We start from the raw sequence: 25,948 nt of genomic DNA on the forward strand, positions 1-25,948 counted from the left end.
GCTCACTCCGCTCAGGCCGGGATCGCCACTTTGTCCAGCAGCCGATCGATCACGTGGTCGGCACCGATGCCATCGGCGACGGCGTCATAGGACAGCTGCAGGCGATGGCGCAACACGGGGTGGACCACCGCCCGCACATCGTCCGGCGTGACGAAATCCTGCCCGGCCAGCCAGGCATGGGCGCGCGCCACCCGGTCCAGGCTGATGCCGCCACGCGGGCTGGCGCCGATCTTGATCCAGCGCCCAAGGTCGGGATCATGCTCGGCCGGGTGGCGAGTGGCATTGATCAGATCGATCAGGTAGCGATCGACCGCTGGCGAAACTTCAATACCGGCAATGGCGCTGCGCGCTGCGAACACCACCTCCTGGGGCAAGCGCTGAGGCGCCTGGTGCGCATGTCCGGCTTGCTGTTCCTCGCTGCGCACCAGGCGTAGCACCTGGGTCTCATCCTCGACTTTGGGGTAGTCCAGTTGCAGCTTCATCAGAAAGCGGTCCATCTGCGCCTCGGGCAACGGATAGGTGCCCTCTTGTTCGATGGGGTTCTGGGTTGCCAGCACCATGAACAACCCAGACATCGGGTAGCTCTGGCCGGCCACGGTAATCTGGCGCTCTTCCATGGCTTCGAGCAGGGCCGCCTGAACCTTGGCCGGGGCACGGTTGATTTCGTCGGCAAGAATCACGTTGCCAAACAGCGGCCCGGGTTGAAACTTGATCTCGTTGCCCTGTGCGGTCTGCTGGAGGATTTCGCCACCGGTGATGTCCGATGGCAGCAGGTCCGGGGTGAACTGAATGCGCCGCATGCTGGCTTCCAGATGCGTTGCCAGGGCCTTGACCGTGCGCGTTTTGGCCAGCCCTGGCAGGCTCTCCAGCAAGACATGCCCATTGGCCAGCAAGCCAAGGATCACATGGCGTATGGTATCCGCCTGGCCCAGCACGCTCTGCGCCACACTGGCTTCAAGCTCGGCTATTTGCTCGCGTATATCCACTGATCCCTTCCTTGTCAGCCGGGGCACCGACAGGGTGCCCCCTGGATGTTCGCAACTGCTGAAGGCGACGAGGTAAATCTAGACGCTTACCTCGATCGCGCCAGCTCATTGGGTGCTTTCGTACTTTTGCCAATAGGGCTCGATGCTCTGCAATCGAGGATCGTCCGGGGCAACTTTGCGCATGCGCTGGACATACGCATAGGCTTCACTGCGTTCACCGGCCAAGGCATGCAGGTAGATCAGCGAGTACAGCAGGTCGGCGTTCTCCGGTGCCTGCTGCAGCCCACGCTCAAGGGCCACCAAGGCTTCATCGCGGCGGTTCATGCGCGACAGCAAGAGGCCTTGGTTGTAGCGGATGCGCGAATTACCCGGCAGCGCAACGGCCGCATTTTCCATCCAGTTCAGCGCTTCCTCAGGCTGACGTCGCTCTACCAGCAGCAGTGCCAGCATATAGGCCAGGTTGCCGTGGTCGGTGGCCGGCATCTTCTCCAATACCAAGCCTGCACGCAGCACCTTTTCCGCCTCATCCAGCTGTTGCTCGGCCGTTGCTAGGTTAGCCAGGTTGACCCGCGCAGGGACAAAGTACGGGTCCAGGCGCAATGCCTGACGGTACTGGTCCATGGCTTCTTCTTGGCGCCCCTGGCGGCTCAACAGCACCGCCAGGTTCAAGCGCCCACCGGGCAGGTCGGCATTGCCGCGCAGACGCGCCTCATAGTCCGCCAACGCAGCGCTGAACGTGTCCAGCGATTGCACCGGCACCTGCGCCTTGGGCACATCGGCGAGCGCCCGGATCGCCTCGTCGCGTACTGCCACGGCGGGATCTTCAAGCAAGGGCAGCAACGGCTTGAGGCGCTGCTCCGGCGGCACGCTTGAAAAGCCCGACGCGGCGTACGCGCGCACCAGCGGGCTCGGATCCTTGAGTGCCCAGCCCAGGCTGATCAACGCCTGCGGGCCAAGGTCGGCCATCTGTTCGGCGGCACTGGCGCGAACGATGGTCGGCTTGCTCTTGTCTGCCAGGACCGTATTCAACAAGCTCAACGGTACCCCTTCGCCGTTGCGCACCGCCTGGAACGATTCACCAAACAGTGCGGGCCGCTGCTGCTTGCCGAACCACTGCTCGATTGCCTTGGCCGCCCAGGCCGGTTGCTGGTCCTTGTGACAGGCGGTGCAGGCATCGGGGCTGTCGACCTTGCTGGCGAGGTCTGGCCGCGGGATCCGCAAACTGTGATCACGACGGGGGTCGACCACCATGTAGGTCTTGGTCGGCATGTGGCAGCTGACACATTGGGCGCCGGGGCTGCCCGCAACATGATGATGATGGGCGGGGGTATCGTAATCCTTGGCCTGCAACGTGGCGAAGCGGGCAACCGGGGGGTTGCCGTTGTGGCATTGCAGGCACAGGCCGTTGCCTTCGACTTTCACCTTGCTGGTGTGCGGATTGTGGCAATCGGTACAACCAACACCTGCGTTATACATCTTGCTTTGCGTGAACGAGCCAAACTCGTACACCTCACCGTCGATCTGGCCGTCGGCGTGATACAGGCCGCTACGCAGCGTCGCCGGCAGGCTCTGGTCAAGCTGCGGGTGACCGGGCAGTTGGCCCACGCCCAGCGTTTGCCGGCGGCTGTGGCAGAACGCGCACTGTTCGACCTGGCCCTGACTGCCCAGTGCCTTGTAGTCGACCGCCAGGCCGATGTCCTTGGCCGACGCGTGGGTGTGATCGCCAGGCGCAGCTTTGTTCGCCCAGTCGACATGCGCCTGGCCGGGGCCATGGCAACTCTGGCAACCGACATTCTGCTCTTTCCAGGTGGAAGCGAAGCTGTCCTGACGATCGTCGTAGTTCTTCATCAAACGGGTTGAATGGCAATCCGCGCACATGCCGTTCCAGTTCTGGTAGCGGCCAGTCCAGTGCAAGGGGTCATCGGGGGCAAAGCGTTGGCCTGGGTAGAGCGAGAACCAGCGTTGCCCGCCTTCCCCCTTGGTTCTGCTGTCCCAGGCGATGGTCAAGGCCTGCAAGCGCCCCCTGGGCAGGGCTACCAGATACTGTTGCAGCGGGTAGTGGCCGAAGGTGTAGAGCACTTGAAAATCTGCAGGTTTACCGTCTTCACCTTCGGTATTGACGAAAAAACCACCCTGCTTGCGGAAGAAGCGTGCCGTTACCCCGGCCTCGTCGAACGATGCCCCCTTGAAATTGCCCAGTACGTTGGCCTCGGTGGCATCGCGCATGGCCCAGCCGTGATCTGAATCTTTCCATTCCTTGGCCTGCGCAACGTGGCAGCCAAGGCATGTCGTGGTAGCCACATAACCTTCGGGCTCAGTCGCAGGCCTGGGTGCCTGGCCGGCTTCCTGAGCAGCTAACGCAAAGCCCGACGGGCCGAGCACCAGGGTGATCAACACCGCCACACACCACCAAGCCTTCAATTGCCCACCCAGGTCCTTCTTGTCGGTACGACGCCCCATCCCTTAGCTCCACGGTCAACGCGAACAATCGGCCCTTTGGGCTCTTCTGGCGCCATGCGCCTATGCCTGCGTGATCAGGCTAGCGCATGGGGCCGACAACGAAAGGTCAATGCGCTGAAAAATCAGGTTCCTCAGGCCAACCGCTGTCGCCTTGAAACAAGCCAACGGCTGGACCACAAGCCACGACGGGCAACGCCGACACCTGAGGTTGCAGCACTTTTCCGGTAGACGATCCCCATGGCACCCGGCATTTCCCGTCTGGTCTGTGACTGATCTGAATCGGCATAACGCACAACCGCTCAAGCGCCCCGATGAGGCTCAGGATGACCCTTCAACCGCTCTGCCCCGACGCTCTTGCTCGCGGAAAAGCGCATCGCCTACCAGTTCCTCGATGGCAGCGTAGCCACCAAAGAACGGGAGCGCCGAGTGAATGCCTTCCAAGCGGGTTCAGGTGAGATCTTCCTCATCAGCCTGAAGGCCGGCGGCAGTGCCTGAACTCTACTCACACATCGCACAACAGTTCGATAATCGCACAAAATCCGCTTAGCTCCCTCTACTTGTGCACGATCTTGCGGCACGCTAGTACGCAGTCACCCAACAATTCCTAGGTGCTGATTGGCCCACCGCTTCGCCACGCGAAGACAAGGTCGATAACCCACACTCCAGGAAAAACCAGGAGCTCGCTTTGATCAATAAAACGTTTGAGTCCATCGCCAGCGCGGTGGAAGGCATCACCGACGGTTCGACCATCATGGTCGGTGGTTTTGGCACTGCCGGCATGCCGTCTGAACTGATTGATGCCCTGATCGCCACCGGTACCCGCGACCTCACCATCATCAGCAACAATGCCGGCAACGGTGAGGTCGGGCTTGCCGCGCTGCTCAAGGCGGGCAGCGTACGCAAGGTGGTCTGCTCGTTCCCGCGCCAGTCCGACTCCTACGTGTTCGATGAACTGTACCGGGCCGGCAAGATCGAGCTGGAAGTGGTACCGCAAGGCAACCTGGCCGAGCGTATCCGTGCTGCGGGCTCGGGCATCGGTGCGTTCTTCTCGCCGACCGGCTACGGCACCCTGCTGGCCGAAGGCAAGGAAACCCGTGAAATCGACGGCCGCCAGTACGTTCTGGAGATGCCGCTGCACGCCGACTTCGCGCTGATCAAGGCGCACAAGGGCGACCGTTGGGGCAACCTGATCTACCGCAAGGCCGCCCGCAACTTCGGCCCGATCATGGCCATGGCCGCCAAGACCGCCATCGCCCAAGTTGACCAGATCGTCGAACTCGGTGAACTGGACCCGGAACACATCATCACCCCGGGTATCTTCGTCCAGCGCGTGGTCGCCGTCTCCGGCGCTGCCGCTTCTTCGATCGCCAACGCTGTCTGAGGCCTGCCATGACCATCACCCGAAAACTCTCCCGTACCGAGATGGCCCAGCGCGTGGCCGCAGACATTCAGGAAGGCGCCTATGTAAACCTGGGCATCGGCGCACCGACCCTGGTGGCCAATTACCTGGGCGACAAGGAAGTATTCCTGCACAGCGAAAACGGCCTGCTGGGCATGGGCCCAAGCCCTGCGCCGGGAGAAGAAGACGATGACCTGATCAACGCCGGCAAGCAGCACGTGACCCTGCTGACCGGCGGTGCCTTCTTCCACCACGCCGACTCCTTCTCGATGATGCGTGGCGGCCACCTGGACATCGCCGTACTGGGCGCCTTCCAAGTGTCGGTCAAGGGCGACCTGGCCAACTGGCACACCGGCGCCGAAGGTTCGATCCCGGCTGTAGGCGGTGCGATGGACCTCGCCACGGGCGCCCGCCAAGTGTTCGTGATGATGGACCACCTGACCAAGTCCGGCGAAAGCAAGCTCGTGCCCGAGTGCACCTACCCGCTGACCGGTATCGGTTGCGTAAGCCGCATCTACACCGACCTGGCCGTGCTGGAGGTGACGTCAGATGGGCTGCAGGTGATAGAGATCTGCGCCGACATCGACTTCGACGAGTTGCAGAAGCTCAGCGGCGTGCCGCTGTTCAGGTAATCCACCCTGCCCGTATGACGCCTGGAATCCCCGAGCGCCTCTACTTGGCCAAGCTGGGCCACGTGCGCGTTGGTGAGAGGCGTTGATGACATTTCGTGATACCTCGGCGTCACTCAGGTAAGCTCTGCCCCCTGTAAGGCAGCGCATGGCGGGTCTTGATTGAATCAACGGCCGCCATGGGTTGACCCGCCGACATCACCACCAACCGATAAGGAAATCTCATGCGTAAACTCAAATTCGTGCTCATGGCGTTGCCGTTCTGCGTACTGGCCGGCTGCGGCGGCGACGCGCTGGAAGGCACTTACGAACAAACCACCACCGTGATGGGCTTCCAGGGTCCCAAGCAGACGGTAGAGTTCTCGAGCGACTACATCATCGCCAACGGCAACAAGGTCAAGGTTGACGAGTGGGAGCGCAAAGATGATGTGGTCACTGCTCGCAACAAGGACGGGGTAGCCCTGATCAACGTTCGCGTACTGGATGGCGGCAAGCGCCTGGAAGCCGTTGGTGGCAGTGACATGGCCAAGAACGTGTTCGTGCGGGTAGATTGATCTGGCGGGGCGGGCGTTCGCCTGCCCCCAAACACCGACCTTGGTCTGATCAGGGTAAAGCCGAGTGAGCCAATCTGATGCTCGCAATGGCGCAGGATGCCTATCGGCTGCACTGAGGCCAGGATTTGTTGGCACGCTCTACTTCTGAGCCGGATGCACCGCCTGCAAGTGGTTGGAAAACCCTGCCTCCGTTTCACAGCGCCAGGTCGCCCACAGCTTGCTACCGGCCTCACCGCCCATGTCCAACTCGAACGCCAACCAGTTCCGGGATGGCATCACATAGCGATTGAACCCCGGGAACAGCATCATCTCGACACAGTGCTGCACATCGATGGACTGGACCTTGCTCGCGGTATGGTTCAGCAACTGCAGAAACAGCCGTTCGGCCACGCCAATCAACGAAGGATGCACCACACCCGACGAGGTGAATTGCTGAATCTGCGCCCAGTTCGAGGTCGGCGGGATGTCTCGGCGATAACAGCTGCCCCACGCCGCGACGTGCACGTCCCCAGAAGCGATGGATACCCGCAGCAGCCTCTGCTCGGCAATCCGGGTCAGCGATTCCAGCAGGCGCTTGCGCTCGCCCTCGTGATCGCCGTGCGACCAATGGTCCTTGAGGTCGTCAGCATTGCTGTCGAGCACATGGTCCTGGCCGAAGGTATCGAGTAACCCTTCAGCCAGCGACAGTTTGGGGTGCGCGACTGGCACCGAGGACATGAAGATCAGGTGCTGGCATTTGCTCCCCGGATGGGCAGGCTCACCGTCACGCAGTGTGCCGAGCCAAGCCTGCATGGCAGCCCAGGTCGCGGCCCCCATCACCTGGGTGCGTGAACGCTCGGTGCGCAAATCAGCCACGAACAGTGATACCGGCCCTATGTGAAAGCCGAAACTGAAGCCCGGTTGGCCATCCAGAAGTGGCAAGGCCAAACGGTCCCCTTTCAGCCGTGTGCCCCATGCTATCGGCTCGTACTGAGGGTCCTGCTGGGAAACATTTGCACGCTTCAGCCCTTGCAGCGGCGGCAAGTCATCCAGGGCATGCTGCAACTGAAATACCCAGAACGCCTTGCGCGCGTGGCGCATCATCACCTGGAACAACTCACAGTGTTGCATGGCGGGGCTGTAAGACCCCCAGCCGTCGAAGATGTCGTGGTCGTCCCACATCATCACCGTGGGGATTCTCGCCATCGCATCAGCGGCATCCAGGTTCGGCTTGGCCTGGCCCCAGTCACGCCGAGTATCCGGCAGCCAACGCTTGGCATAGAGCCCGAAATAGTAAGATTCGATCTCCCTCTCCAGCGTCACGCCTACCTTGAATGCCAACTGCTCCTTGCGCGACAGCCCGACCCATTTCTTGAGCGCTGTTATATCTTCCCAGATCGAATCGAAGTAAATCTGGTCGCCCCCCATCAACAGCAATTGAAAGCGCTTCAAGCCCTTGTCATGGATACGGGCTTCATGCCAAAGCTGCTCCTTGTCCAGCACGTAACCTGCATCGCGCAGCAAACTGTCATGGTTACTGATCAGGTCAGCCCAGACGGCGTTTTCAGGGCGCACCAACTTGCGCATGCCACTTGGGTCGGAGAAGCCATTGCAAGAGACGTAGGCCATTCTCGGCGCATAGTCTCGGCCGGGCACGGAGAACTGCCATTGCGGCCCGCCCTGCGCTGCACCAAATTGCACCGTTCGCTCCTGGGCCTGTTGCTCGCAGCTCAGGTCATAGCGAAGGATGGTTTCCTTGCCATGCTCCAACAACACCTTCGGCGCAGCGCATGCCCGCCCTTCAATAACCAGCGCGGGGAATGCAGAACCCTGTGCAACCCCGACCAACGCAGTCACTTGCCACTGCCCGGTTTCACTGACGCCGCGAAAAGACAACACCGGCCCTACGGTAAAGCGTGCTTTGGACATCCCTGTTATCTCCCCTCAAGCTCGGCAGCAATAACGCTGACAATTCTGGCGCGCGAAACGGCTCTCTTGGCCAGCCTCTGCGCTTCACCGGTCTGGTCCAGCCATTCTCTGAAGCGCTGCAGCGCATGGCGCGTTTGCGACGCATCGCGGCAGTTGGCCAGGAAGGCAAACTGTACCTTCTGTACATCATCGGCGACAAACACACCGAAGGGTCCGCTGACCACGGTTGCATCAGCAAAGCCCAGCAACGCCGTGGCCTGATGCTCTGTAGCCCCCCGATGGCAGGCAATCAGGTGCAACGGCCCATGCCCGCCTTGCAATAAATGAGCATGCTCATGGTCACGTAGAAAGGGTTTACCCACCAACTCACGCGCAGCGGCAACGGTGAACGCAGCCGGGATTGCATGGACAAACACAGCGATATTCACGTCGGCCATTGGAACAATGGCATACGCATCGCCCACAGGGGCTTCGCCACCCGTAAGCGCCTGCAGCAACACCGTTTCCATCGCGCGTTTGCGCTGACGAAAGTCCATCCGTGTCCAATCGAGCGCCTGGCCCATGTCGAAGCGGCTCGAAGCGGCAGCGGTTACCCCACGCTGGGTCAGAACCACCACCGCGTCGAGCAGCGCTTCCTGAACGCGGTCGCGCAACTGCTCGACGGTAGAGACCATTCCCCCCCTGAACGGGGTCTGTTGCGCGATAAACGCCTGGAAGCGCTGATTACGTGCTGCCTCAGCTTCCCGGCTATCACCGATCGGAATATTCGGCATGGCGATGAAGCGCACCTTCCCGCGCGTGGTGGCAAGCCCTTCCATGTACTCCGCATGGCAGATGCCGATGTCACCGTCACCACTGGCCCAGCCGGCATTGCCATTGGACAGCACCAACAGCACATCGCAATCGCGCACGGCTTGTAAACAAGCGTCCCAACTGTCCTGCATGCCATCGGCTGGGGGGGCATCTTCGTTGATCCAGACTTCGAACAGTTGTTTGCCGAACAGCGTCGTGCCTTCTATCTCACGCTTGAGCTGCGCGCGGATACTGCTGAGGGTTTGATCGCTGCCAGCGGGAAAACGGTCGTTGCAGCGACTGGACAGCATGACGCTGATTTTCTTTGACTGGGCCATCCTTGCTCCTGCCCCACATGCGAGGCCTCAACAGTCTTTGATCGATAACAGGTTTTCGCCCCAAGCATAGATCAGGCGAAGACCGTGTCTAAAAGCATCGAAGGGTATTCCTATCGGCAATCAGTGAAGCCTCATGCAGTTTGGCCGCTAAACACTGAACAGCAGTTCCTTGTCAAAGTACTTCACCGCGACATGATGGCCAGTGCCAACCAGGTCGAACGGTTCGCACATGGCGCCTGTCGAGACGATATCGCCCGCACGCAGAACCTGCCCGCGCTCAGCCGCATGGGCATACAACGCTGCCAGCGAATGCATCGGGTCTGTCGCGGCATCGCCGAACAAACCACGCGCCCGTGGCACGCCATCCAGATGCACGACCGCGGTCGCGGCAAGTTCAGTCAGCAATCTATCGTCGATGCCACTGCAAATGTGCTCGCCGATGACCAGCGCTTCAAAACCGACGTTGTCGGCCACAAAGCTCGGCCAGCCGACACTTTTGCGATCAACAAAGCGTGAGCGGACGACCTCGAAGGTTACGCAGGTGGCACGGATATCGTCAGCTGTCGGTGCGCGCCCCGGTTCAGGGTGTACATCGCGGTCAAGCACGAACGCGACTTCACATTCGACAGTGACCGGCGTCAGCGCCGGCAACGGTACCCTGACCCCGCTTGGGTGGCAGCGCGCAGCATCGAGTTGCCCAACCAGCGGCCGTGTCAGCTTGCCGGCGTGCATGGCCGCTGGGCTGCCGACCCCAAGTTTCCAACCGACACGTTGGCCACCCGCCGTACTGAACAGCCGATCCTGAGCGTCGTACCCCTGGTCGAGGGTCTCGGGTTTCAGGTGCGCGGGCAAACACTGCAGAAGGTCGCCGCTGCGCCATGCGCGCAACAGGGCATCGGCGGTTGGCTGGGGCGTGAACGTCGAAGGAGTCATCAAGGCCTCTGGCTGAGTGGGCGGGTCAATGGGTTGCAGGTGGGGTACGGAATTGCACATCGAGCAGCGCCTCGAATACTTTGATCATGGCGCCTTTGTCCTGGCTGCCATGGCCTTGCAGCAGTGCCGTCTGGTAGGTCGCGGTGGCAGCCGCCAACACCGGTAGTGGCAGGCCCATCTCGGCGCTCAGCTGTGCACCGTGACGCATGTCCTTGTAGGCATCCTGCAGCGGGTAGCTGCTGGTGAAGCTGCCGGCCAGAATATGCGGCAGAAAGTATTCCGAAGCGTGGCTGCGCCCGGTTCCAGTGTTCACCACGCGGCTGACCTGCTGGGCATCCAGGCCCAGCTTGCAGGCCATGGGCAGGATTTCGGCAAGTGCTGCGATGTTGATGTTGTAGAGCAACTGGTTGATCAGCTTGGCCAATTGGCCGCTGCCCACCGGGCCCATATGAAGGATGGTCGATGCCATGGTCTGCAGGTAAGGACGCATCTGTTCAACGACCTCGGCCTGGCCACCACACATGGCGGTAAGCGTGCCGTCGCCAGCGCGCTGGGCCATACCCGAGACAGGGGCGTCCATGAAACGCACGCCCAGCGAGGCGAGGCGGCGCGCGATGTCGAGGGTCTGGGCATACCCGAGGGTACTGGTATCGACCACCGTACTGCCAGGGCGCATCCATTGCGCCAGGCCCTGGGCAGAAAACAGCACCTGCTCGACAACCTGGTCATCGGGCAAACAGAGAAACACCGTGTCGCAAGCGGCCAAGGCCTTACGCTCATCGGTCGGCTGCGCGCCCAGACGCTCAAGCGCCGCATACGCCTGACCGCTGGCAGAACTCACCAGCAAGCCCGGGTAAGCGCTGAGCAGGTGGGTTGCCATGGGCAGCCCCATTGTTCCCAAACCGATAAAAGCGATGGTCATCATGCGGCCCCTGGTGGTTGAGCAGCACATCCTAGACAGGCTTGTTCATAATGAAAAATATATTGTTATGATACTCGCGATCACATTTTGTTATGGAGCGGTGGCATGAACCTGAAAGCGCTACGCTGCTGCGTCGAGGTCAATCGCCAGGGCAGTTTTACCAAGGCTGCGAAAAGCCTGCACATCGCTCAACCGGCATTGAGCATGGCGATTACCCGCCTGGAGGAAGAGCTGGGCATGATGCTGTTCAACCGCGCTGGCCGCCGTGTAGTGCCGACCGCAGAAGGCGAACGCTTCCTCGCCCGCATCGATTCGGTGCTGCGAGAACTCGACACGGCTCGCCAAGAACTGCGCGACATGGGGGACCTGCAAAGCGGCGAGGTGCGCCTGGGTATCCCGCCGATGTTCGGCCTCTATTATCTGCCTAGGCTGCTGAGTAGTTTTCGCAAGGCTTACCCAGGCGTTGTCATGACCGTGCTGGAAGGCAGCGCCGACGACATCAGCCAGCGCCTGGAGCGGCGTGAAATCGATGTGGCGCTGCTCGAGTCGCGGCGCGTCATCCCGTCCTGGGAGTCAGTACTGCTGGGCAAGGATGAAATGGTGCTGTGCATGCACGCGGACCATCCCCTGGCCACCCTGCCCCATCTTGAACCTGGCGATCTGCAGGACGTCGAGATGGCCGTATTCGACAGCACATTCCTGCAACGGCACATGCTCGACGCATTCGTCGCCACGCAGGGCGTGCGGTACCGGACTGCACTGCAGAGCAACTTCGTTTCGCTGGTGATCCAGGCAGCACAAGACAACGTCGGTATTGCCACCCTGCTGCGTTCGGTGCAGCAATGCACACCAGGGCTAGTCGGCATTCCCTTCGAACCCGCGCAGCACATGGACTTTCGATTGTGCTGGCGACGCGGTGAATACTTGGCCCTGGCAAGCCAGCGCTTCATTGCATTCGTCCGCGAAGACCGCACACTGGAACGCACGGCTGAGTAGCGCATCCCTGGTGTACGGTCGCCCTAGTGTGGTGTTTCCGAAACACCACACTAGGGGCAGCGTGCCTCAACGCCACTCGCTGTACGGCTCAAGCGGCGCCACCGGCAGCGCCAGGTTGCCCCGCCACGGCTCGAACAGGTAGCGCAGGTACAGCATGCCATGGCTCGGAGCATAGTCATCGCTGTGCTGCCAATCGAACCCGCCCCCCAGCACCCAGTGGTCGCTCAGGCGGCGTTCGAACAGGCCGCGCAGGCGGTAGCCCAGGCCGCTGCTGTCGCTGGCGTCGTTCATGGCATCGATGTTCGAGCGCACGTCATACTGCGCCAGTACCTTGTGGTTGATGTGCGCGTCCGGGTACAGGCGGCTGCGGCCGCTGTGGGCCTGGGACCAACCGACCGAACCTTCCAGCAGCAACGACCAGTCGTAGTTGCGCCAGGCGTAACTGACCGGCACGCCCACCGACGTGTAGCGTTGCGGGCTGTAATAGCCGCCCTGCCCCAGGCTGTAGCCGCCCAGGTCCTTGTCGTGACGCCAGTGCATCAGCGTCAGGCCAACGCGTACGCGCTCGTCGGCTTTCTCCACCAGGCGGTGGTAGTAGCCGGCCATGGCGCGGGTGCGCTGGTTGTCGGTGACGTTTTCGCCATACAGCCAGTGGTGCCCCAGGCTGGCCCAGACGCCGTTATCGCCCCCTTGGTCCCAGCTCAGGCCAAGCGTGCCGCCATTGACCGTGACCCCGCCCCAGCGCACGCCGGTTGCCGGGTCACGTGCCCCGGCGAACGACAGCAGCGAGTTGCTCATTGGCCGCCGCGAAGCGGTCAGTGACCAGCCGACCTGGCCCAGGTCGCCGTTGACCGTTGCCCCACCCAGCCAGTTGTTGACTGCGTAGCCCTGGGTGGTGCCCAGGTCGAAGGCCCAGCGGCTGCCCTGCCAACCCAGCGCCAGCACACTGCCGTTGGCTGTCTGCGAGCCGCCCGTACACGCGGGCAGCGATTTTCCGTCAGCCGTCTGGCCAACAAACTGGCAGCTGCCGAAGTCGGGGGTGTAACGCCCCTGATCGTTCTGCTCGAACGAGCCCGCATCCATGCCGATACGTTCTACCCGCGCAAAGGCGGTGCCGTCCTGCCAGGGGGTATCGACATGCAACAAGGTCGACTGGGTGCTCAGCTCGGACGTGCCCGGCGTACCGTCATCCTCGCGCCAGCCGTAGTCATGCATCAGGGTCACGTGGGTATTGCGCTGGCGATACAGGGCATCGACGTCGCTGCGCAAGCTGCGCGCCAGCCAGTCATCGGCGCCCTGCTCGCGGCTGGCCAGTGTCAGCGCGCGGTCGTCGCGTGGCGACACGGCGGCGCGGTCGAGCAACTGCGCATCGGCCATGGCCGCCGCATAGAGGTCCAGCGCCCGTTGCGGGTCATCCTGCGCCACCAAGCGGGCGGCGTCGCGCCGCAGCAATGGATCGGGGCGCGCCTGCTGCGCGGCAATCCGGTCGAGCAGCCTCGCCGCTTGCTCGTGTTCGCCCAAGGCGACCCAGACCGCCGCCAAACGCCGTTGGGCGTTGCTGTCATCAGCGGCAAATTGTGGCACCTGCACGCCCAGCATGTGCCGGGCCTGCGCCAGGTTGCCTTCGGCCACGGCACTTTCCATCACCCCAAGCCGCGCATCAGCACGCCCAGGCTGCACGGCAAGTACACGCTGGTAATAGCCACGCGCTTTGCCAGGTTCACCGCGCGCTGCTGCCCAGTCGCCCAACAGCATCACGTCATCCGGGCTACCTTCACCACGCGCCAGACTGGCTTCCAGCAAAGCTGTTGCCTCGGCACCACGGCCTTGTGCCTGCAGCTGTTGCGCTGAGGCCAGGGTCATGCGCCGTTGAATACGCTGCTGCAGCGCGTGCATGTCCGGGTTCCAGGTCGCCTGCGGTACCGCGCCCAGGCTGTCCAGAGCCAAGGCATCACGGTCGCTGGACTCCAGGAACAGACCGTGGGCATAGCGGGTTGCCGGGTGGAGTGGCTGGTGCTGCACCAGCCTGGCGAATGCTGCGTCGGCCTCGGCGGTGCGCCCCTGGTGAAGCAAGCTGTTGGCCAGCTGATAAACCAGCCAAGGCTCATCGGGGGCCAAGGCAGTTGCCTGGCCCAGCGCCTGGCTGGCCGCCTGCCAGTCTTCGCGCTGCAGGGCTTCATCAGCCTGTTGACGCAGGCGCGCCAGTTCCAGGCTGCGGCGCAGGCTGGCGAACTGCGCTTGCTGGCGTGGCGGCAGGCTGTCCAGGTATGCCTGCGCCTTGTCTGGCGACTGCGCCTGGTACACACGCATCAGGCCACGCACAGCGCTTTCGTTATCCGGCGCCATGCGCCGCACCTGCAGGAATTGGCGCTCGGCAACTGCAGCGTCGCCTTCGGCCAGCGCGACATCCGCCAAGCCCAGCAGGGCGTATTCATCCTTGGGACGCTGCTGGCGAGCCTGCAGGTAAAGGGCGCGCGCGCCTCGCAGGTCGTTTGCCTGCAATGCCCGCTCAGCTTTGTTGAGCAGCGCCCAGTACTGGCTGGACGACTCCAGGTCTTTCCATTGGCTGATCCAGTAGGTGTCCTGCTCCTTGACGCTGGCCGCCCGGAACGCAGCGTTGGCGTCTTGGTAGCGGCTCTGGCGCATCAGCGCATAACCCAGGGCACCGTACAGGCTGGCATCGTCCGGGTATTGGCGCAGCGCCCGGCGCAGTTGTGCTTCAGCTTCGGCGTTACGGCCCTTGTCGAGCAGCGCCTTGCCCCGCTGGCCAGCCTGCCAGGACGGGTCGGCCAGCAGTTTGCGCTGCTGTTGCAGGTTATCGCTGGCCTGAGCCAGCAGCGGCGAGGCTGGGTAGCGTTGCAGGAAGGCTTGCCAGGCCACCGCACTGGCGGTGCTCACCGGCTGCCCGGACAGGTAGTCGAACTCGCGCTGGGCAGCGGCATCGCGTGCGCCAGGGTCGCGTGACAGTTGATCGAGCAGCGCCAGCGCTTCGCGGTCGCGGTTTTCAGCGAACAACCAACCGGCCAGGGTCTGGCGCAGCCCGGCACTGCCGGAGTACTGCCGGTCCAGTTGCTGCAACTGGCGGATGGCTTCAGGGCGTTGACCTGGCAGGTTGCCGCGCACGCGCCAGTAGTCAAGGGCCAGCTCAAGGCTGGGCGGTTCACCCGCAAACAAGCGTTCATACGCCGCCAGCGCTTCTTCATTGCGCCCGGTAACGGCCAACAGGCGTGCCTGCTGCAAGCGCCGCACGGCCTCTGGCTGCTGCAGCGCAAGCAGGCGCGTGGCCTGGCGTGCCTGCAGGCTGCCAGGCGCCAGGGCAGTGATCCGGGCCTGCAACTGCTGGGCCTCGGTGGTGTTCTTGTCACGCAACGCCAGGCTCAGGGCTGCCAGCAGCACGTCCGGGTTGCGCGGCTCCAGCAATTGCAGGCGGCCCAGTGCATCGCGCACCAGATCGTCACGGTGCAATGCCTCGCCCCGACGCACCTGGTCCAGCAGCCATTGGCGCTGTTCAGCGGCATCCTTGGGTTGCGCTACCGCCTGGCACGCCAGCGTCGCCAGCATCACCACGCCAATCATCCGCTGCATGGCGCGCTCCAGGCCGGCAACAAGCGGCCGTGCGAGTCAAAACGGTAACGGGCTTCATCCCAGCCCTGGCCAAACAGCGCCAGCACCTGGCCGTAATAGGCCTTGGCCTCGACTGGCTGCTCGTGCAGGCGCTGACGCTGGGCGGCAAGGCTGGCAACGTGCGCTGGCGACGCGGCCAGCAATGGCAGCAATGCTGCAGAGAACCCCGCCGGGCCATGGCCGCTGGTGTTACCGCTGTGCGCATCCGCGCGCTCTGGCGGTAGCCCCTGGTGTGCGGTCACTGCCGCCATCGGCGCATAATGAGCCAGCAGTTCGGCACGTTGCGCCGCGCCCTCGGCCAGCATGCCGACCCACAGGTACACGCGAATGGCGTCGTAGTCGCCGCCGTTGCCATGCTGCGGGTCCGCAGCCAGCTCACCGGCCGGCGTCCACAGCAGCCAGTCCGGGGCGAAACCCTTTGGCGACGAAGCCAGCCACAGACGCCGCGTATTGGCGGCCAGTTCGCCCCACAGCGGGTCCACCAGGCTGAAGCGGTCCAATACCTGCAGCGGCAGGTAGCTTGGGTTCAAGCGGGTGCCGTTGGCATCCTCGAAGCCGTAGTCACCAGGCAGCAGCATCACCCCCAGGCCGGGCAGCTTGCGCACGGTCTGGGCGGCGATGCGCCATAGCATGTGCTGCCCCAGTTGCGTATAGGCAGGCATCTCCCAAAGCCGCCCCGCCTCCAGCAGGCTGTAGGCAATCCACAGGTCGGCATCGCTGGCGTTGTTGGCATCCAGCACCTGCCACTGGTTCTGGCCCTTGCGGCCCCACAACCAGGCTGGCAGGTGCCGCGCCAGGTCGCCCTCGGCGAGATTGTTGCCGGTCCAGCCCAGCACCTGCGCGAACGCCTCCCGGTCATTGCCCACCAGGGCGAAGAACAGCGCATAGCTCTGCCCTTCCGAGGTGGTGATCAGGCGCTCATCGCTCGGGTCGATGACCCGCCCGTCCACGCTCACCAGCTCGGCCTTGAAGCGCTCCCAGGCCGGCCACGGGCAGACGGGTGCGGCATTGGCGAAAACGGGCAAGCCCAAGGCGACCAGCCCTACCAGCAACGGACGCACCATCACCCGCGCTCGCCCAAGCGACGACGGCCTGCCCAGCGCAAAGCCCGCCACAGCAAGAAGGCAAACAGCACCACGCAAAGGGCCGCGATCGCCGCCAGCAACACTGGGTGCTCGGACAAGTGGAACCACAGCAACATCCACCAGGGCAGCGCACCGACAAAGTAATGCTCGCCGACGAACTGGCTGGTGACACCACTGCTGCGCACCAGCGTCACCGAACCGGCCACGGCATCGAGTTTGCCCACATCACCCAGCACGTCGCGCAGCAATGCGTAATCGCTGTCGCTGTTGGCCAGCAGGGCGACGACGCTGCGCTGCTCGTGGAACGGCGATTTCAACCCGGTGATGGCCGCGATCGGCGCCTGCGCGCTGACCGCCACACGGCTGCTCGCGGCCACCGGCGCGGTGTCGAAGCGCTGGCTGCCTGGCAACCCTGCGCTACGGCCTTGCAGCAGCCAGTCACGCTGGGCGCTGAGCAGCAGGCCGAGGTTAGGCGCATCGCTCAAGGCCTCGGGCAAGCTGCCAATCAGCAACAAGTCGGCATCGGCGGTCGTTGCCTGCTTCCAGTCATCGACCAGCTTCAGGCCAAGCGCCGGGTAACCGATTTGCCCGGCCAGCCCACCAACCGCATCGAGCAAGGTGCCAACCTGCATCGCCGTGGGCGTTGCCGGCATGATGACCAGGGTTTCGGAAAGGTCGGCCATGCGGCTGAACGGGAAGCCGCTGCGGGCGAAGGCGCGCAGGTCGGGCATGGCGATGTAATGGTGGTAGCCGGACAAGTCGATGGTCGAGTTTTCGTCGATCGCCGCGCGCACATCCACCGGCAGCGACGTCTGGCAATGATCGCGCTGGGCGCTGCCCAGGGTGCTGGCAAAGCTGAAATCGAAACGCAGGCGGTTGCGGTCGCCGATCTTCAACGCCGGCACCAGCGATTTCTCGGTCAATGCGCTGCTGTCACCGGACAACACCGCCAGGCGCACCTGCTCGAGCGTGCCGCCGCGCCGGTCGTTGCCCACCAGCGGCATGCTGGTGATGTACTGGTCATTGACGCTGATGCTCAGGCGCGATTCGTCAGTCACTGCCGGTGCCGTGTAGCGGTACAGCGTGCGCAACGGGATGCCCTGGTTGCGCCAGACGAACAAGTCTGGCGGCAAATTCAGTGACAGCGTCACCGGCCGCGGTTGCAGGCCACTGACTTGCAGTTGCTCGGGGTAGTCGAGCAGTTCGGCGAAGCGCACCGGCCGATCGGTGCGCGTCCAGTTTGGCGCGTCATAGGGCTTGCGCGGCTGCAGCGCGGTCATCTGCTCGACCTGCACTCGGGCACCACGGAACAGGTTGTTGCCCACCGCCAGCGCCGAAGCGGCCTTGATCAGGTCGTCATCGTTGCGCCCCAGTACCAACAGCACCTTGCTGAAGCGGTCATGCGGATGGTCGATCATCTGCAACACCGGGCCGTCGACCAGCGGAAACTGCTGCAGGTCGGCGAGAAATGCCGGGCGGCGTTCATTGCTGGCAAACACGATGCTCGGCTTGGGGGTGTCGGCACTGGCCGGCAGGCGGTTGTACAGCACCGGGAAGGTTGCCTTGCGCCAGCCGGCCTGGCTGCCGAAGTAAGACGCCAGGATCGCGGCCGCACGCTGCTCACCCAGGCTCGGCACGCCACTGAACACCACCGGCAGCTCGACCTTGCCGGTGTCGCGCGCGTCAAAGAACGGCAGCGGGAAGTACGCCAGGTCGTTGTCCAGTGCCAGTGCCTGCTCGTGCAACTGCACCTGGCTCTTGCGGTTCAGGTTCAGCCACAGGCCGCTGTGCGCCGGGTCTTCGCAGATGTCGGTGTAATGCCCGACAAACTCCAGGCGGACCCGGTTGAAGTCGCTGAGCAGCTTCGGGTCCAGGGGCAGTTGGCGGCGCACGCGCTGGCCAAGTTGCTCCTTCTCAACCGGCACTACCCCCATCAACTCGTCATTGAGGTAGACGCGCAGGTGTGACAGGTTCGGCAACAGCGCGGGCGAAGGCGTGTAGTCCAGCTGCAAGGTGGCGTCGGTGGCGAGGCGGTCGCGACGCAGGCCGAATTCGATGTGTTCGCTATTGCGCACCCCCAGTAGCAGGCTGTCGGACGCATGCCCGAGCTGCTCGAAGGTTTTCGTAACCGGCCAGCTCGGCACCTTGGGTACGACGGGCTCGGCAAGCGGGGCTTCGGAGGCGGCAGCGGCGCTCTGCGACAAGGCGGCAAACAGCGCCATCGCCAGGCCCCAGGTACGCGCGGGATAACCAGTCATCATGCGTCTCGATCAACAGGGTTCATGAAAGGGATAGGCCGCGGCGTGCGGGGCCTGTAGCTGGCCAGCCAATGCACCAGCGCGCGCAGCGGGCGCAACCACGTCCGCAGCCACGGCGGCATGTGCTCGACCAGGCGCAGGTAACCGACAGCGCCCAGCTTCAGCACCTCGACCAGGCTGCGCAGCGGGCGATCGGCCTCGTGTTGCTGGTGCCAGCCAAGCCAGGCATCGGCACGGGCAAAGGTGCAGTGAACCAGGTCGATGCGCTGTTGCTGGCTCAGGTCGTGGAACACCAGGCCCACGTGTTGCCCGACGGTACGGGTGACGCTGGCCTGGAAGGCAAACTCGCGCTGGCCACGGTTGAGCAGCAGGCGTACCTGCGCCCCGGGTTTGAGCGCAAGGCCTTGGTGCAACTGCAGGCCGACGCCGCCATCGGAGTAATCGACCAGGGTGCAGGGGTAGGCGTGACCGCTGGCCAGCACCAGCCCCGCCGGCAAGTGCATCTGCACCCGGTGGGCGCGGCGTACCTGGCGCACCTCGGCGGCCACGGCAACGGCGGCGCCGATGATCAGCAGGTTGTAGACCACCCACAGCGAGCTGACGATCACCGTGCCGACTTCCGCCGTGGGGCCGGTGAACAGCCGCCACACGGCAAAGCCCAGGCCGGCCACGTTGAGTGCCGCAAGCCACAGGTAAGGCTGGGCGATGCGCCAGTCGAACTGCCCCTGCTCCATCAGGCCGCCCTTGGCGGTGACGTTGAAGGTGCCCTTCTTCGGCGCGAACAGCGCGACCGTGGTGGGGCGGGCGATGTACCAGGCCAGCACGGTCTCGTAGACCTCGCCCCAGAACGTTTGCCGGTACTTGCCCTGCATGCGCGAGTTGGTCAGGCTGGCGTGGATCATGTGCGGCAATACGTACAGCAGGATCATCAAGGCAGGGGCATAGATGATGTAGGCATGCAGCAACAGGAACGCCAGCGGCGCAGTCAGAAACACCAGCCGCGGCAGGCCGGCCAAGAAGTGCAGCATGGCGTTGGCGTAACACACCCGCTGGAACAGGCTCAGCCCGCGGCCGAAAATCGGGTTGTCGGTACGAAAGATCTGCACCATGCCACGCGCCCAGCGAATACGCTGGCCGATGTGCGCCGACAGGCTCTCGGTGGCCAGGCCCGCCGCCTGGGGGATGCTCAGGTAGGCCGAAGACCAGCCCTGGCGGTGCATGCGCAAGGCGGTGTGGGCATCTTCGGTCACGGTCTCCACGGCAAAGCCGCCAATGCTTTGCAGCGCCGTACGCCGCAGCACCGCGCATGAACCGCAGAAGAATGCCGCATTCCACATGTCGTTACCGTCCTGGATCAGGCCGTAGAACAGCTCTCCTTCATTGGGCCGGCGGCGGAACGAGCCCAGGTTGCGTTCGAACGGGTCTGGCGAGAAGAAGTGGTGCGGCGTCTGCACCAGCGCAAGCTTCGGGTCCTTGAGGAACCAGCCCACCGTCATTTGCAGGAATGAGCGCACCGGCACGTGGTCGCAGTCGAAGATGGCGATCAGCTCGCTGTCGGTCACACCCAGCGCGTGGTTGAGGTTGCCGGCCTTGGCGTGCTTGTTGTCCGGGCGCACGATGTAGCCCACGCCGACCTCGTCGGCGAAGGCGCGGAACGCATCGCGTCGGCCATCGTCGAGAATGTAGATGCGCAAGCACTCGCGTGGCCAGTCCAGGCCCAGGGCGGCCAGCACTGTGGTGCGCACCACCGCCAAGTCTTCGTTGTAGGTGGGGATCATCAGGTCGACCGTCGGCCAGTGCCCGGGGTTGGCCGGCAGGTTCGCTGGCTTGCGCTGCAGCGGCCAGCAGGTCTGGATGTAGCCCAGAATCAGTACGCACCACGAGTAGGTCTCGGCAGCCAGCAGGATCACCCCGCACACCAGGTCCGTGGTGTCGTTCCAGTTCAGTGTCGAGGTATAACGCCACCACAGGTAGCGGCAAGAGATGATGGTCGACAGCACGATCAGCATCAGGGTGGGAAAGCGGCCCGGCATGTGCCGCACCAGCATGGCGATACCCAGAAGCAGGCAGATGAACATCAACTGTGCCAGGTAGCCGAACGGCTCGGTCACGCACAGCAAGGCCAGGCCAAAGGCGCAGAGCGTCAGCACACCATAGAAGGCCCAGCGGGCGAATACGCTCAAGCCACGCAGGCGTGCCGAGGCTGCCTGCTTGAAGGCACTGGCCCGATAGCGCGCGGGCAACTGTTGCAGGCGGTCGATCAACCGGCCACGGTAGTGCTGCACCCTCTGACGCGTGGTGTGCCAGTGGCCGCGCACGGCACGCCAGGCTTTGCTGGTCGGCCCTGGTTGGCGTGGCAGCGGTTGGCGCCGTAGCAGCAGCCACAGGCTCTGGATCATCACCCGCACGGGGTCGCCCAGGCTCGGGCGCTTGCCCGCCAACTGCGGGTACAGGCGCTGACGCTCGGCCAACAGGGCCTGCCAGGCGGGCGACTCCAGGCGCAAGAACAGCACAGCCAGCGCCACACCCAAGGTAAACAGCCAGGCGACCGGCCGCTGCGCGCCGCGTGTGGTGAACCAGGCGTAAGCCGACAGAGGGTTCAGGGTCACGACTGCCGCCTCGTCAGGCAGCGCACTGCCAGGCTCTGCACATCCCGGCAGGCCAGGCTCTGCGGCGCGTAATGGCCCAGCGGGGCCTTGCACGCCAAGGCCTCGAGAAAGGCCTCGTCGCGGTGCACCACCTGCAGGGGCAAGCGATCACGGAACAGGTCGCGCCACACCATCAGAAGGTCGCTCTGCAAGCGGCTGGCCGGGTCGTAACGGTTGATCAGCAGCAGGTCGTAGCGCTCGATGGGTCGGCGCCCGAGCAGCAGATGGCTGGCCATTTCGGCCTCGGCCACCAGCACCTGCACATCGGTCTCGACGCAGTGGCCCGCAGTCGCGGCCGGTAACTGCGGCACGTCGAACAGCAACCAGTCGAAGTGTTCGGCCAGTTCAACTTGGCGAGCGGCCCAGGTTGCAGCGTCGGCCGCCGGGTGCAGCGCATCGCCAGGTGCATTGCCGAACGGCATCAGGCACAGCCCATCGAGCACCTCGTATACAGCGTCGGTGTACGGCCGCCCTTCCCGCTCGGCAAGCGCCCAGCCCTCGCGCGCCTCCAGCGGCAGGTTGAAATGCAACCCCAGCAGGTTGTCCGGGCACAGGTCGATCAACAGCACCCGCTCACCCACGCCCTGCAGCGCATAGCCCAGCGCGGCCAGCAAGGCACTGCGCCCCAGGCCACCGCGCACGCCGTGCAACGCCAGGCTGGTCATGGCAACACCGCCTCGCGCTTCGGTGCAGGCATGAGCAGCCCATCCTGGGCACTGGACCGGCAGCTTTCACCCAGCAACGGCCAGCGCTGCAAGGCCTGCTGAACCCCCACCAGCATGGAAATATCCTGATAGTTCAGGTCCGGCATACCCAGGTGCTGGCGCAGTTGGGCAATGTCGTCACTACGGTCGGCAGGGTCAGCGTTGCCAGGCTTCATCGGCTCTCCTCGGGGATAGGCTGCCAGTCAGGCTGGCCTTGCAGGCGCATGTAGGCGCGCCCCTGGTAGTTCAAGACCTGCGCACCGGAGGTTTCCGCGACCTGTTCGGTGGTCGGCAGGTCGTTCAGCAGGCTGGGCACGTCCAATGGCTGCTGCTGGCCAAGGCCGGCGTACACCCGCGATATCAGCTCGGACAACGCCAGGTAGCTGGTGGGCGCCGAGACCCGCAGCGGCTCGCTGCGCGCAGGCTGCCCCATGCCGATGAACTTGAGGCCAACCGGCACATGGGTAATCGACGGGGTGGGGATTTCGCGCATGCCCGACAGCTGCATGCGGTCGCCATGCAGCGCGGCGCCATGTTCCGGGACGATGGCCACGACCACGCGGCGGCCACTGCGCTGCAGTTCGTCGAGGAAGGTGCCCAGCTCGCCGAACAGGCGGTTGGCGCGAGTGGCGTAGTCGGCCACACGGGTGCCGCCGTCGGCGGTGACGATGCGGTTGCCGTCATGCAGGCTGATGCTGTTGTAGAACAGCGACACATGCTCGGCCGGCGTGCCTTTACGCTGGCCCCACCAGCGCCGCAACACGTCCAGGTCGCTGGCAATCGGCGAGCCGTCGAAGCCGACCAGTGCCCGCGGGAAATCGGTGTTGCGCAGGCCAGGTTGCGGCATGTGCTGCTGGGTGATATCGCCGATGAAGTTGTCGAAGCGTCCGCTGTGGTTGAGCAAGGTATTGCTCTGGAAGCCAAGCCTGGCCAGGTTCTGGAACAACAGGCACTGCTCCGGGGCACTCTGGTACAGGCCCGCGTGGGACGACTGCCCACAGCTGGCACGCAGTACGCGGATGGCGGCCGGCCCGCTGTAGGACGTGGCCGAGTTGAACTGATCGAAGACCACGTCCAGGCGCGAGAGCAGCGGGTTGTCACGCAGCCCCACGGCCGACAGGTCATCCCAGGCCAGCGAGCAGATGTTGATCACCAGCAGGTCGAACGGCTGCTCCTCGGCATTCATGGCAGGGAACGCCGTTACGCGTTCACGCTCACTGGCGAAGAACTGCTCAAGCCAGCCGTCGAGCGTGGCGTTGTCGGCCACCGCCGTGGCCTGCGCCTGCGCAGCGGGGCTGGTAGTCACCGTGCCGGGCGCCTGGCCCGCAGTGAACCCCAGTGACGGCAGCCCGCCGACGGCCAGCCAGCCCAGCCCTAACAGGCTCAGGGTACTCAGGCGCAGCCAATGGCGCAGGTACAGATACCCCACCAACAGCAGTGCCAGCGCGCCCATCAGGTTCCAGTTGATGAAACGGCCCAGCAGTTCGAGCAAGTAGTTCCACGAAAAATCGAGTACCCCCGGCTGCGCCAGCAGGCGACTGAACGGCGGCAACCAAGTGTCCTGGTAGAACAACGCGATGCCAATCGGCAGCGCCGCTAGCTGGCGCGCAATGCGCAACCACTTGCCCGGCAACGGGATCAGCAGAAACGCTGCGAACAACAGGTTCGGCAGCGCCTGGAAGTCGAGCATGCCCAGAGCGACCAGCAGGAACTTGGCCAGAAAATAGAGGTTCCACGCTCCCAGACCAGGCCATCGGGCCAGAACCGGGAGCGTGACGGTTGTATTAGTCATTACGGGGTTCCTGGCGTGCAGCGCGGTGGCGTACGCCCAGCGGTTTCAGGTAACAAGGGGAAAGGCGGCGGTGCAACCAGCCGCGCAACACTGCGCGCAGGCGCACCACCAGCAAGGCCAGGCCCAAGGTGACCAACGCAGTGAGGGCGATCACTTGCAGCAATTGCGCGAAGTTCATACTGCGCCCCGCTTGCCCAGGGCGACCCGGCGCGGCGCCAGTGCCGGCCGCGCTGGCGTGGGCAACTGCGCCGCTGCATCGACCCGCGGCGGCTGCGGCGAGCGGTTATCGAGGAAGGCCGGGGCGGCCAGGCTGTCGACGCCGGCAAGCACTTCCTGGCTGATGAACAGCTCTTTCCATGACAACTGGAAGATGTGATCAAGTGCCTGTTCGACGCCTTCGGAACGGCAGGCAAACAGGAACAGAAACAACACCTCCCCGACCACACAAGCGATGTCGCCGTCGCGGCGGAACACCGTACGCGAGCATGCCTGCAGGGGAGTCAGGCCTGAGGCCGGGCGCAGCACCAGCAACTGGTGGACGATTTCGCCGTTACGCACACCGTGCCACATGTTCTGCACTGCTTCGGCGAACGCATCAGGCGCTACCAAGCCGCAGATCGCGAGTGGCCGCAAACGCGTGAGCAAGGCATCGAAGTCGGTTGGCAGGTGTCGGCGCCAGACATAACCCTGGATGCTTTCCACCATGGTCAGGAAGCGTGACAGGCTGGCGCCAAACGGCACGATCTGGGTGGCGCCGCAGGCCAGCAGCAGTTGTTCATCCTGGTAGCGCAAGGTGGGCGCCATTTCGCGCACTACCAGCTTCAAGGCATTGCCACGCAACTGGCGCAAGCGGTGCAGCTGGCGCGCCAGGCTGTCCAGGCGCTGCCCGCCATCCATGGCGAAAATGACCGTGGCGGACACCGCTCGGCTGGCGCGGTCAGCCAGTTCGTCGAGGCTTTCGCAGACCTGCCAGTGCTCGGAGAAGGCAGGCGCCCCTTCAAGGACCGGCCGCTGGGCCAGGCACAACAGCTCATCGCCACCGGTATCGGTGGGCGCCTGCGGCGTACCGGCAACGGCAAACCCCGCGTCAAGGCGCACCAGCTCCATGTCCCGGGTGCCCGCTTTGCCAAGCGGGTTGCTCCAGAAGTGCTGCAGGTAACGGACCCCGCCTTTGCCGCGATACACCTGGGCCAGGCCGTCGACGCCCTGGTTGAACACGCGCAGGCGCTCCACCAGGCCGGCACTCTGGCCACCGCTGATAACCAGCAGCAGCGCCGCCTCGGCCAACAACAGCGGGCGCAGCGCCTCGCACCAGCGCTCGACCTTGCCGTCTGCCCAGGCACCGGCAGGCGCCAGCACGACAAGCACACGGCCAGGAACATCGAGACGGGGCAGATCATCGACCAGGTGCAGGGTGGCGTTAGGGTTGGCTTCATACAGCACCAGCTCGCCCGGGCCCTTTGCGGCATCCAGTGCACTCAGCACATCACCCATGCCTTGCGCATCGGCGATCAGGGCTGCCCGCGTTGGTTCGGGCAACCCCTCCACCACCTGGCGGCAGAGCAAGGTGGCGTCTTCTGCGGTGTCACAGGCCAACCAATACAGTCCTTGTAGATGAAGCTGGCTGCTTTCGGCGCCTAAGCCGGAGATTGCCAACAACGGCATTCCATTCGTCAAAACACTGGCTCTAAATTAAGAATTGAAACGGATTTCGGGAGGAATATTGCATGCGCGCTAAGGTGGCACTTTGATCTTCGTCAAAAAAATAGCAAATCAGCATGCGATTGAGCATAACCGTCAATCTTACAGCACGAAGGCAAAATGCTGGCGCGCGCAAATGTAATTAATTGCAAGGAGATGTTCGGTAAGGCCTGTGAGGCGTATGGGGAAGGGGGGCCTGGCTTGGTTTCGGTGCACAAC

General features: G+C 63.9%; 21 protein-coding genes. 6 read left to right on the top strand and 15 right to left on the bottom strand.

All coding sequences use genetic code 11. The features are described 5' to 3' along the window. Positions 1–11 precede the first annotated feature (11 nt). Positions 12–986, bottom strand: coding sequence for a MoxR family ATPase (locus LOY26_RS14725; RefSeq protein WP_186664209.1), 975 nt, complete (start codon positions 984–986; stop codon positions 12–14). A gap of 105 nt (positions 987–1,091) precedes the next feature. Continuing rightward, positions 1,092–3,446, bottom strand: a complete 2,355-nt coding sequence (locus tag LOY26_RS14730; RefSeq protein ID WP_258713707.1) for a tetratricopeptide repeat protein — start codon at positions 3,444–3,446, stop codon at positions 1,092–1,094. A 354-nt stretch (positions 3,447–3,800) separates the two neighbouring features. On the opposite strand from LOY26_RS14730, the gene LOY26_RS14735 reads away from it, so the two are divergent. From LOY26_RS14735 to LOY26_RS14750, 4 genes are all read left to right on the top strand, one after another. Continuing rightward, positions 3,801–3,941, top strand: a complete 141-nt coding sequence (locus tag LOY26_RS14735; RefSeq protein WP_258713708.1) for a hypothetical protein — start codon at positions 3,801–3,803, stop codon at positions 3,939–3,941. Between the two features lie 190 nt (positions 3,942–4,131). Then, positions 4,132–4,827, top strand: coding sequence for a 3-oxoacid CoA-transferase subunit A (locus LOY26_RS14740; RefSeq protein WP_186655939.1), 696 nt, complete (start codon positions 4,132–4,134; stop codon positions 4,825–4,827). Positions 4,828–4,835: 8 nt separating this feature from the next. Further along, the gene (locus tag LOY26_RS14745; RefSeq protein ID WP_033698417.1) at positions 4,836–5,477 is read left to right on the top strand and encodes a 3-oxoacid CoA-transferase subunit B; all 642 of its coding nucleotides are present in this window, start codon (positions 4,836–4,838) and stop codon (positions 5,475–5,477) included. 221 nt (positions 5,478–5,698) lie between these two features. Further along, positions 5,699–6,028, top strand: coding sequence for a hypothetical protein (locus LOY26_RS14750; RefSeq protein WP_033698419.1), 330 nt, complete (start codon positions 5,699–5,701; stop codon positions 6,026–6,028). Between the two features lie 138 nt (positions 6,029–6,166). Here LOY26_RS14750 and LOY26_RS14755 read toward each other — a convergent pair whose 3' ends face one another. The 4 genes from LOY26_RS14755 to LOY26_RS14770 form a co-directional block, all read right to left on the bottom strand. After that, a complete protein-coding gene (locus tag LOY26_RS14755) occupies positions 6,167–7,936 on the bottom strand; it encodes an alkaline phosphatase family protein (RefSeq protein WP_258713709.1) in 1,770 nt (589 codons plus the stop codon). Positions 7,937–7,941: 5 nt separating this feature from the next. Beyond that, complete coding sequence (locus tag LOY26_RS14760; protein ID WP_186655945.1) at positions 7,942–9,066, bottom strand: DUF4062 domain-containing protein; 1,125 nt, start codon at positions 9,064–9,066, stop codon at positions 7,942–7,944. Between the two features lie 147 nt (positions 9,067–9,213). Beyond that, the gene (locus tag LOY26_RS14765; RefSeq protein ID WP_186655956.1) at positions 9,214–9,999 is read right to left on the bottom strand and encodes a 2-keto-4-pentenoate hydratase; all 786 of its coding nucleotides are present in this window, start codon (positions 9,997–9,999) and stop codon (positions 9,214–9,216) included. A 25-nt stretch (positions 10,000–10,024) separates the two neighbouring features. Continuing rightward, a complete protein-coding gene (locus LOY26_RS14770) occupies positions 10,025–10,879 on the bottom strand; it encodes an NAD(P)-dependent oxidoreductase (protein WP_238338593.1) in 855 nt (284 codons plus the stop codon). On the opposite strand from LOY26_RS14770, the gene LOY26_RS14775 reads away from it, so the two are divergent. Beyond that, complete coding sequence (locus LOY26_RS14775; RefSeq protein WP_162181142.1) at positions 10,878–11,030, top strand: hypothetical protein; 153 nt, start codon at positions 10,878–10,880, stop codon at positions 11,028–11,030. The two genes, LOY26_RS14770 and LOY26_RS14775, sit on opposite strands and share 2 nt — an antisense overlap. After that, positions 11,027–11,917, top strand: a complete 891-nt coding sequence (locus LOY26_RS14780; protein ID WP_186655959.1) for a LysR family transcriptional regulator — start codon at positions 11,027–11,029, stop codon at positions 11,915–11,917. Before LOY26_RS14775 ends, LOY26_RS14780 begins: the two co-directional genes overlap by 4 nt. A 66-nt stretch (positions 11,918–11,983) precedes the next feature. On the opposite strand, the gene bcsC is transcribed toward LOY26_RS14780, so the two are convergent. Genes bcsC through LOY26_RS14825 form a run of 9 tightly spaced genes read right to left on the bottom strand, consistent with a single transcriptional unit; the run spans position 11,984 to position 25,693 of the window. Next, the gene (gene bcsC / locus LOY26_RS14785) at positions 11,984–15,502 is read right to left on the bottom strand and encodes a cellulose synthase complex outer membrane protein BcsC (protein ID WP_258713710.1); all 3,519 of its coding nucleotides are present in this window, start codon (positions 15,500–15,502) and stop codon (positions 11,984–11,986) included. Beyond that, complete coding sequence (bcsZ, locus tag LOY26_RS14790; protein ID WP_258713711.1) at positions 15,490–16,605, bottom strand: cellulose synthase complex periplasmic endoglucanase BcsZ; 1,116 nt, start codon at positions 16,603–16,605, stop codon at positions 15,490–15,492. The genes bcsC and bcsZ overlap by 13 nt, the downstream gene beginning before the upstream one ends. Further along, a complete protein-coding gene (gene bcsB, locus LOY26_RS14795; RefSeq protein WP_258713712.1) occupies positions 16,605–18,887 on the bottom strand; it encodes a cellulose biosynthesis cyclic di-GMP-binding regulatory protein BcsB in 2,283 nt (760 codons plus the stop codon). The genes bcsZ and bcsB overlap by 1 nt, the downstream gene beginning before the upstream one ends. Next, entirely contained in the window at positions 18,884–21,493 is a 2,610-nt protein-coding gene (gene bcsA, locus LOY26_RS14800; protein WP_186664235.1) for a UDP-forming cellulose synthase catalytic subunit, read from the bottom strand. Before bcsA ends, bcsB begins: the two co-directional genes overlap by 4 nt. Next, the gene (gene bcsQ / locus LOY26_RS14805; protein ID WP_033698435.1) at positions 21,490–22,197 is read right to left on the bottom strand and encodes a cellulose biosynthesis protein BcsQ; all 708 of its coding nucleotides are present in this window, start codon (positions 22,195–22,197) and stop codon (positions 21,490–21,492) included. The genes bcsA and bcsQ overlap by 4 nt, the downstream gene beginning before the upstream one ends. After that, positions 22,194–22,412 (bottom strand): cellulose biosynthesis protein BcsR, encoded by a 219-nt coding sequence (gene bcsR / locus LOY26_RS14810; protein ID WP_258713713.1) that lies wholly within the window; start codon positions 22,410–22,412, stop codon positions 22,194–22,196. The genes bcsQ and bcsR overlap by 4 nt, the downstream gene beginning before the upstream one ends. Beyond that, a complete protein-coding gene (bcsG, locus tag LOY26_RS14815; protein ID WP_186664241.1) occupies positions 22,409–24,028 on the bottom strand; it encodes a cellulose biosynthesis protein BcsG in 1,620 nt (539 codons plus the stop codon). Before bcsG ends, bcsR begins: the two co-directional genes overlap by 4 nt. Beyond that, positions 24,021–24,206, bottom strand: a complete 186-nt coding sequence (gene bcsF / locus LOY26_RS14820; protein ID WP_258713714.1) for a cellulose biosynthesis protein BcsF — start codon at positions 24,204–24,206, stop codon at positions 24,021–24,023. Before bcsF ends, bcsG begins: the two co-directional genes overlap by 8 nt. Next, positions 24,203–25,693 carry a cellulose biosynthesis protein BcsE gene (locus tag LOY26_RS14825; protein WP_258713715.1) on the bottom strand — a complete coding sequence of 497 codons (1,491 nt, stop codon included), beginning with the start codon at positions 25,691–25,693 and terminating at the stop codon, positions 24,203–24,205. The genes bcsF and LOY26_RS14825 overlap by 4 nt, the downstream gene beginning before the upstream one ends. Positions 25,694–25,948: the final 255 nt, after the last annotated feature.

Origin of the sequence: Pseudomonas sp. B21-047 (assembly GCF_024748775.1) — a bacterium.
In the GTDB taxonomy this organism is placed as follows: Bacteria; Pseudomonadota; Gammaproteobacteria; order Pseudomonadales; family Pseudomonadaceae; genus Aquipseudomonas; species Aquipseudomonas capeferrum.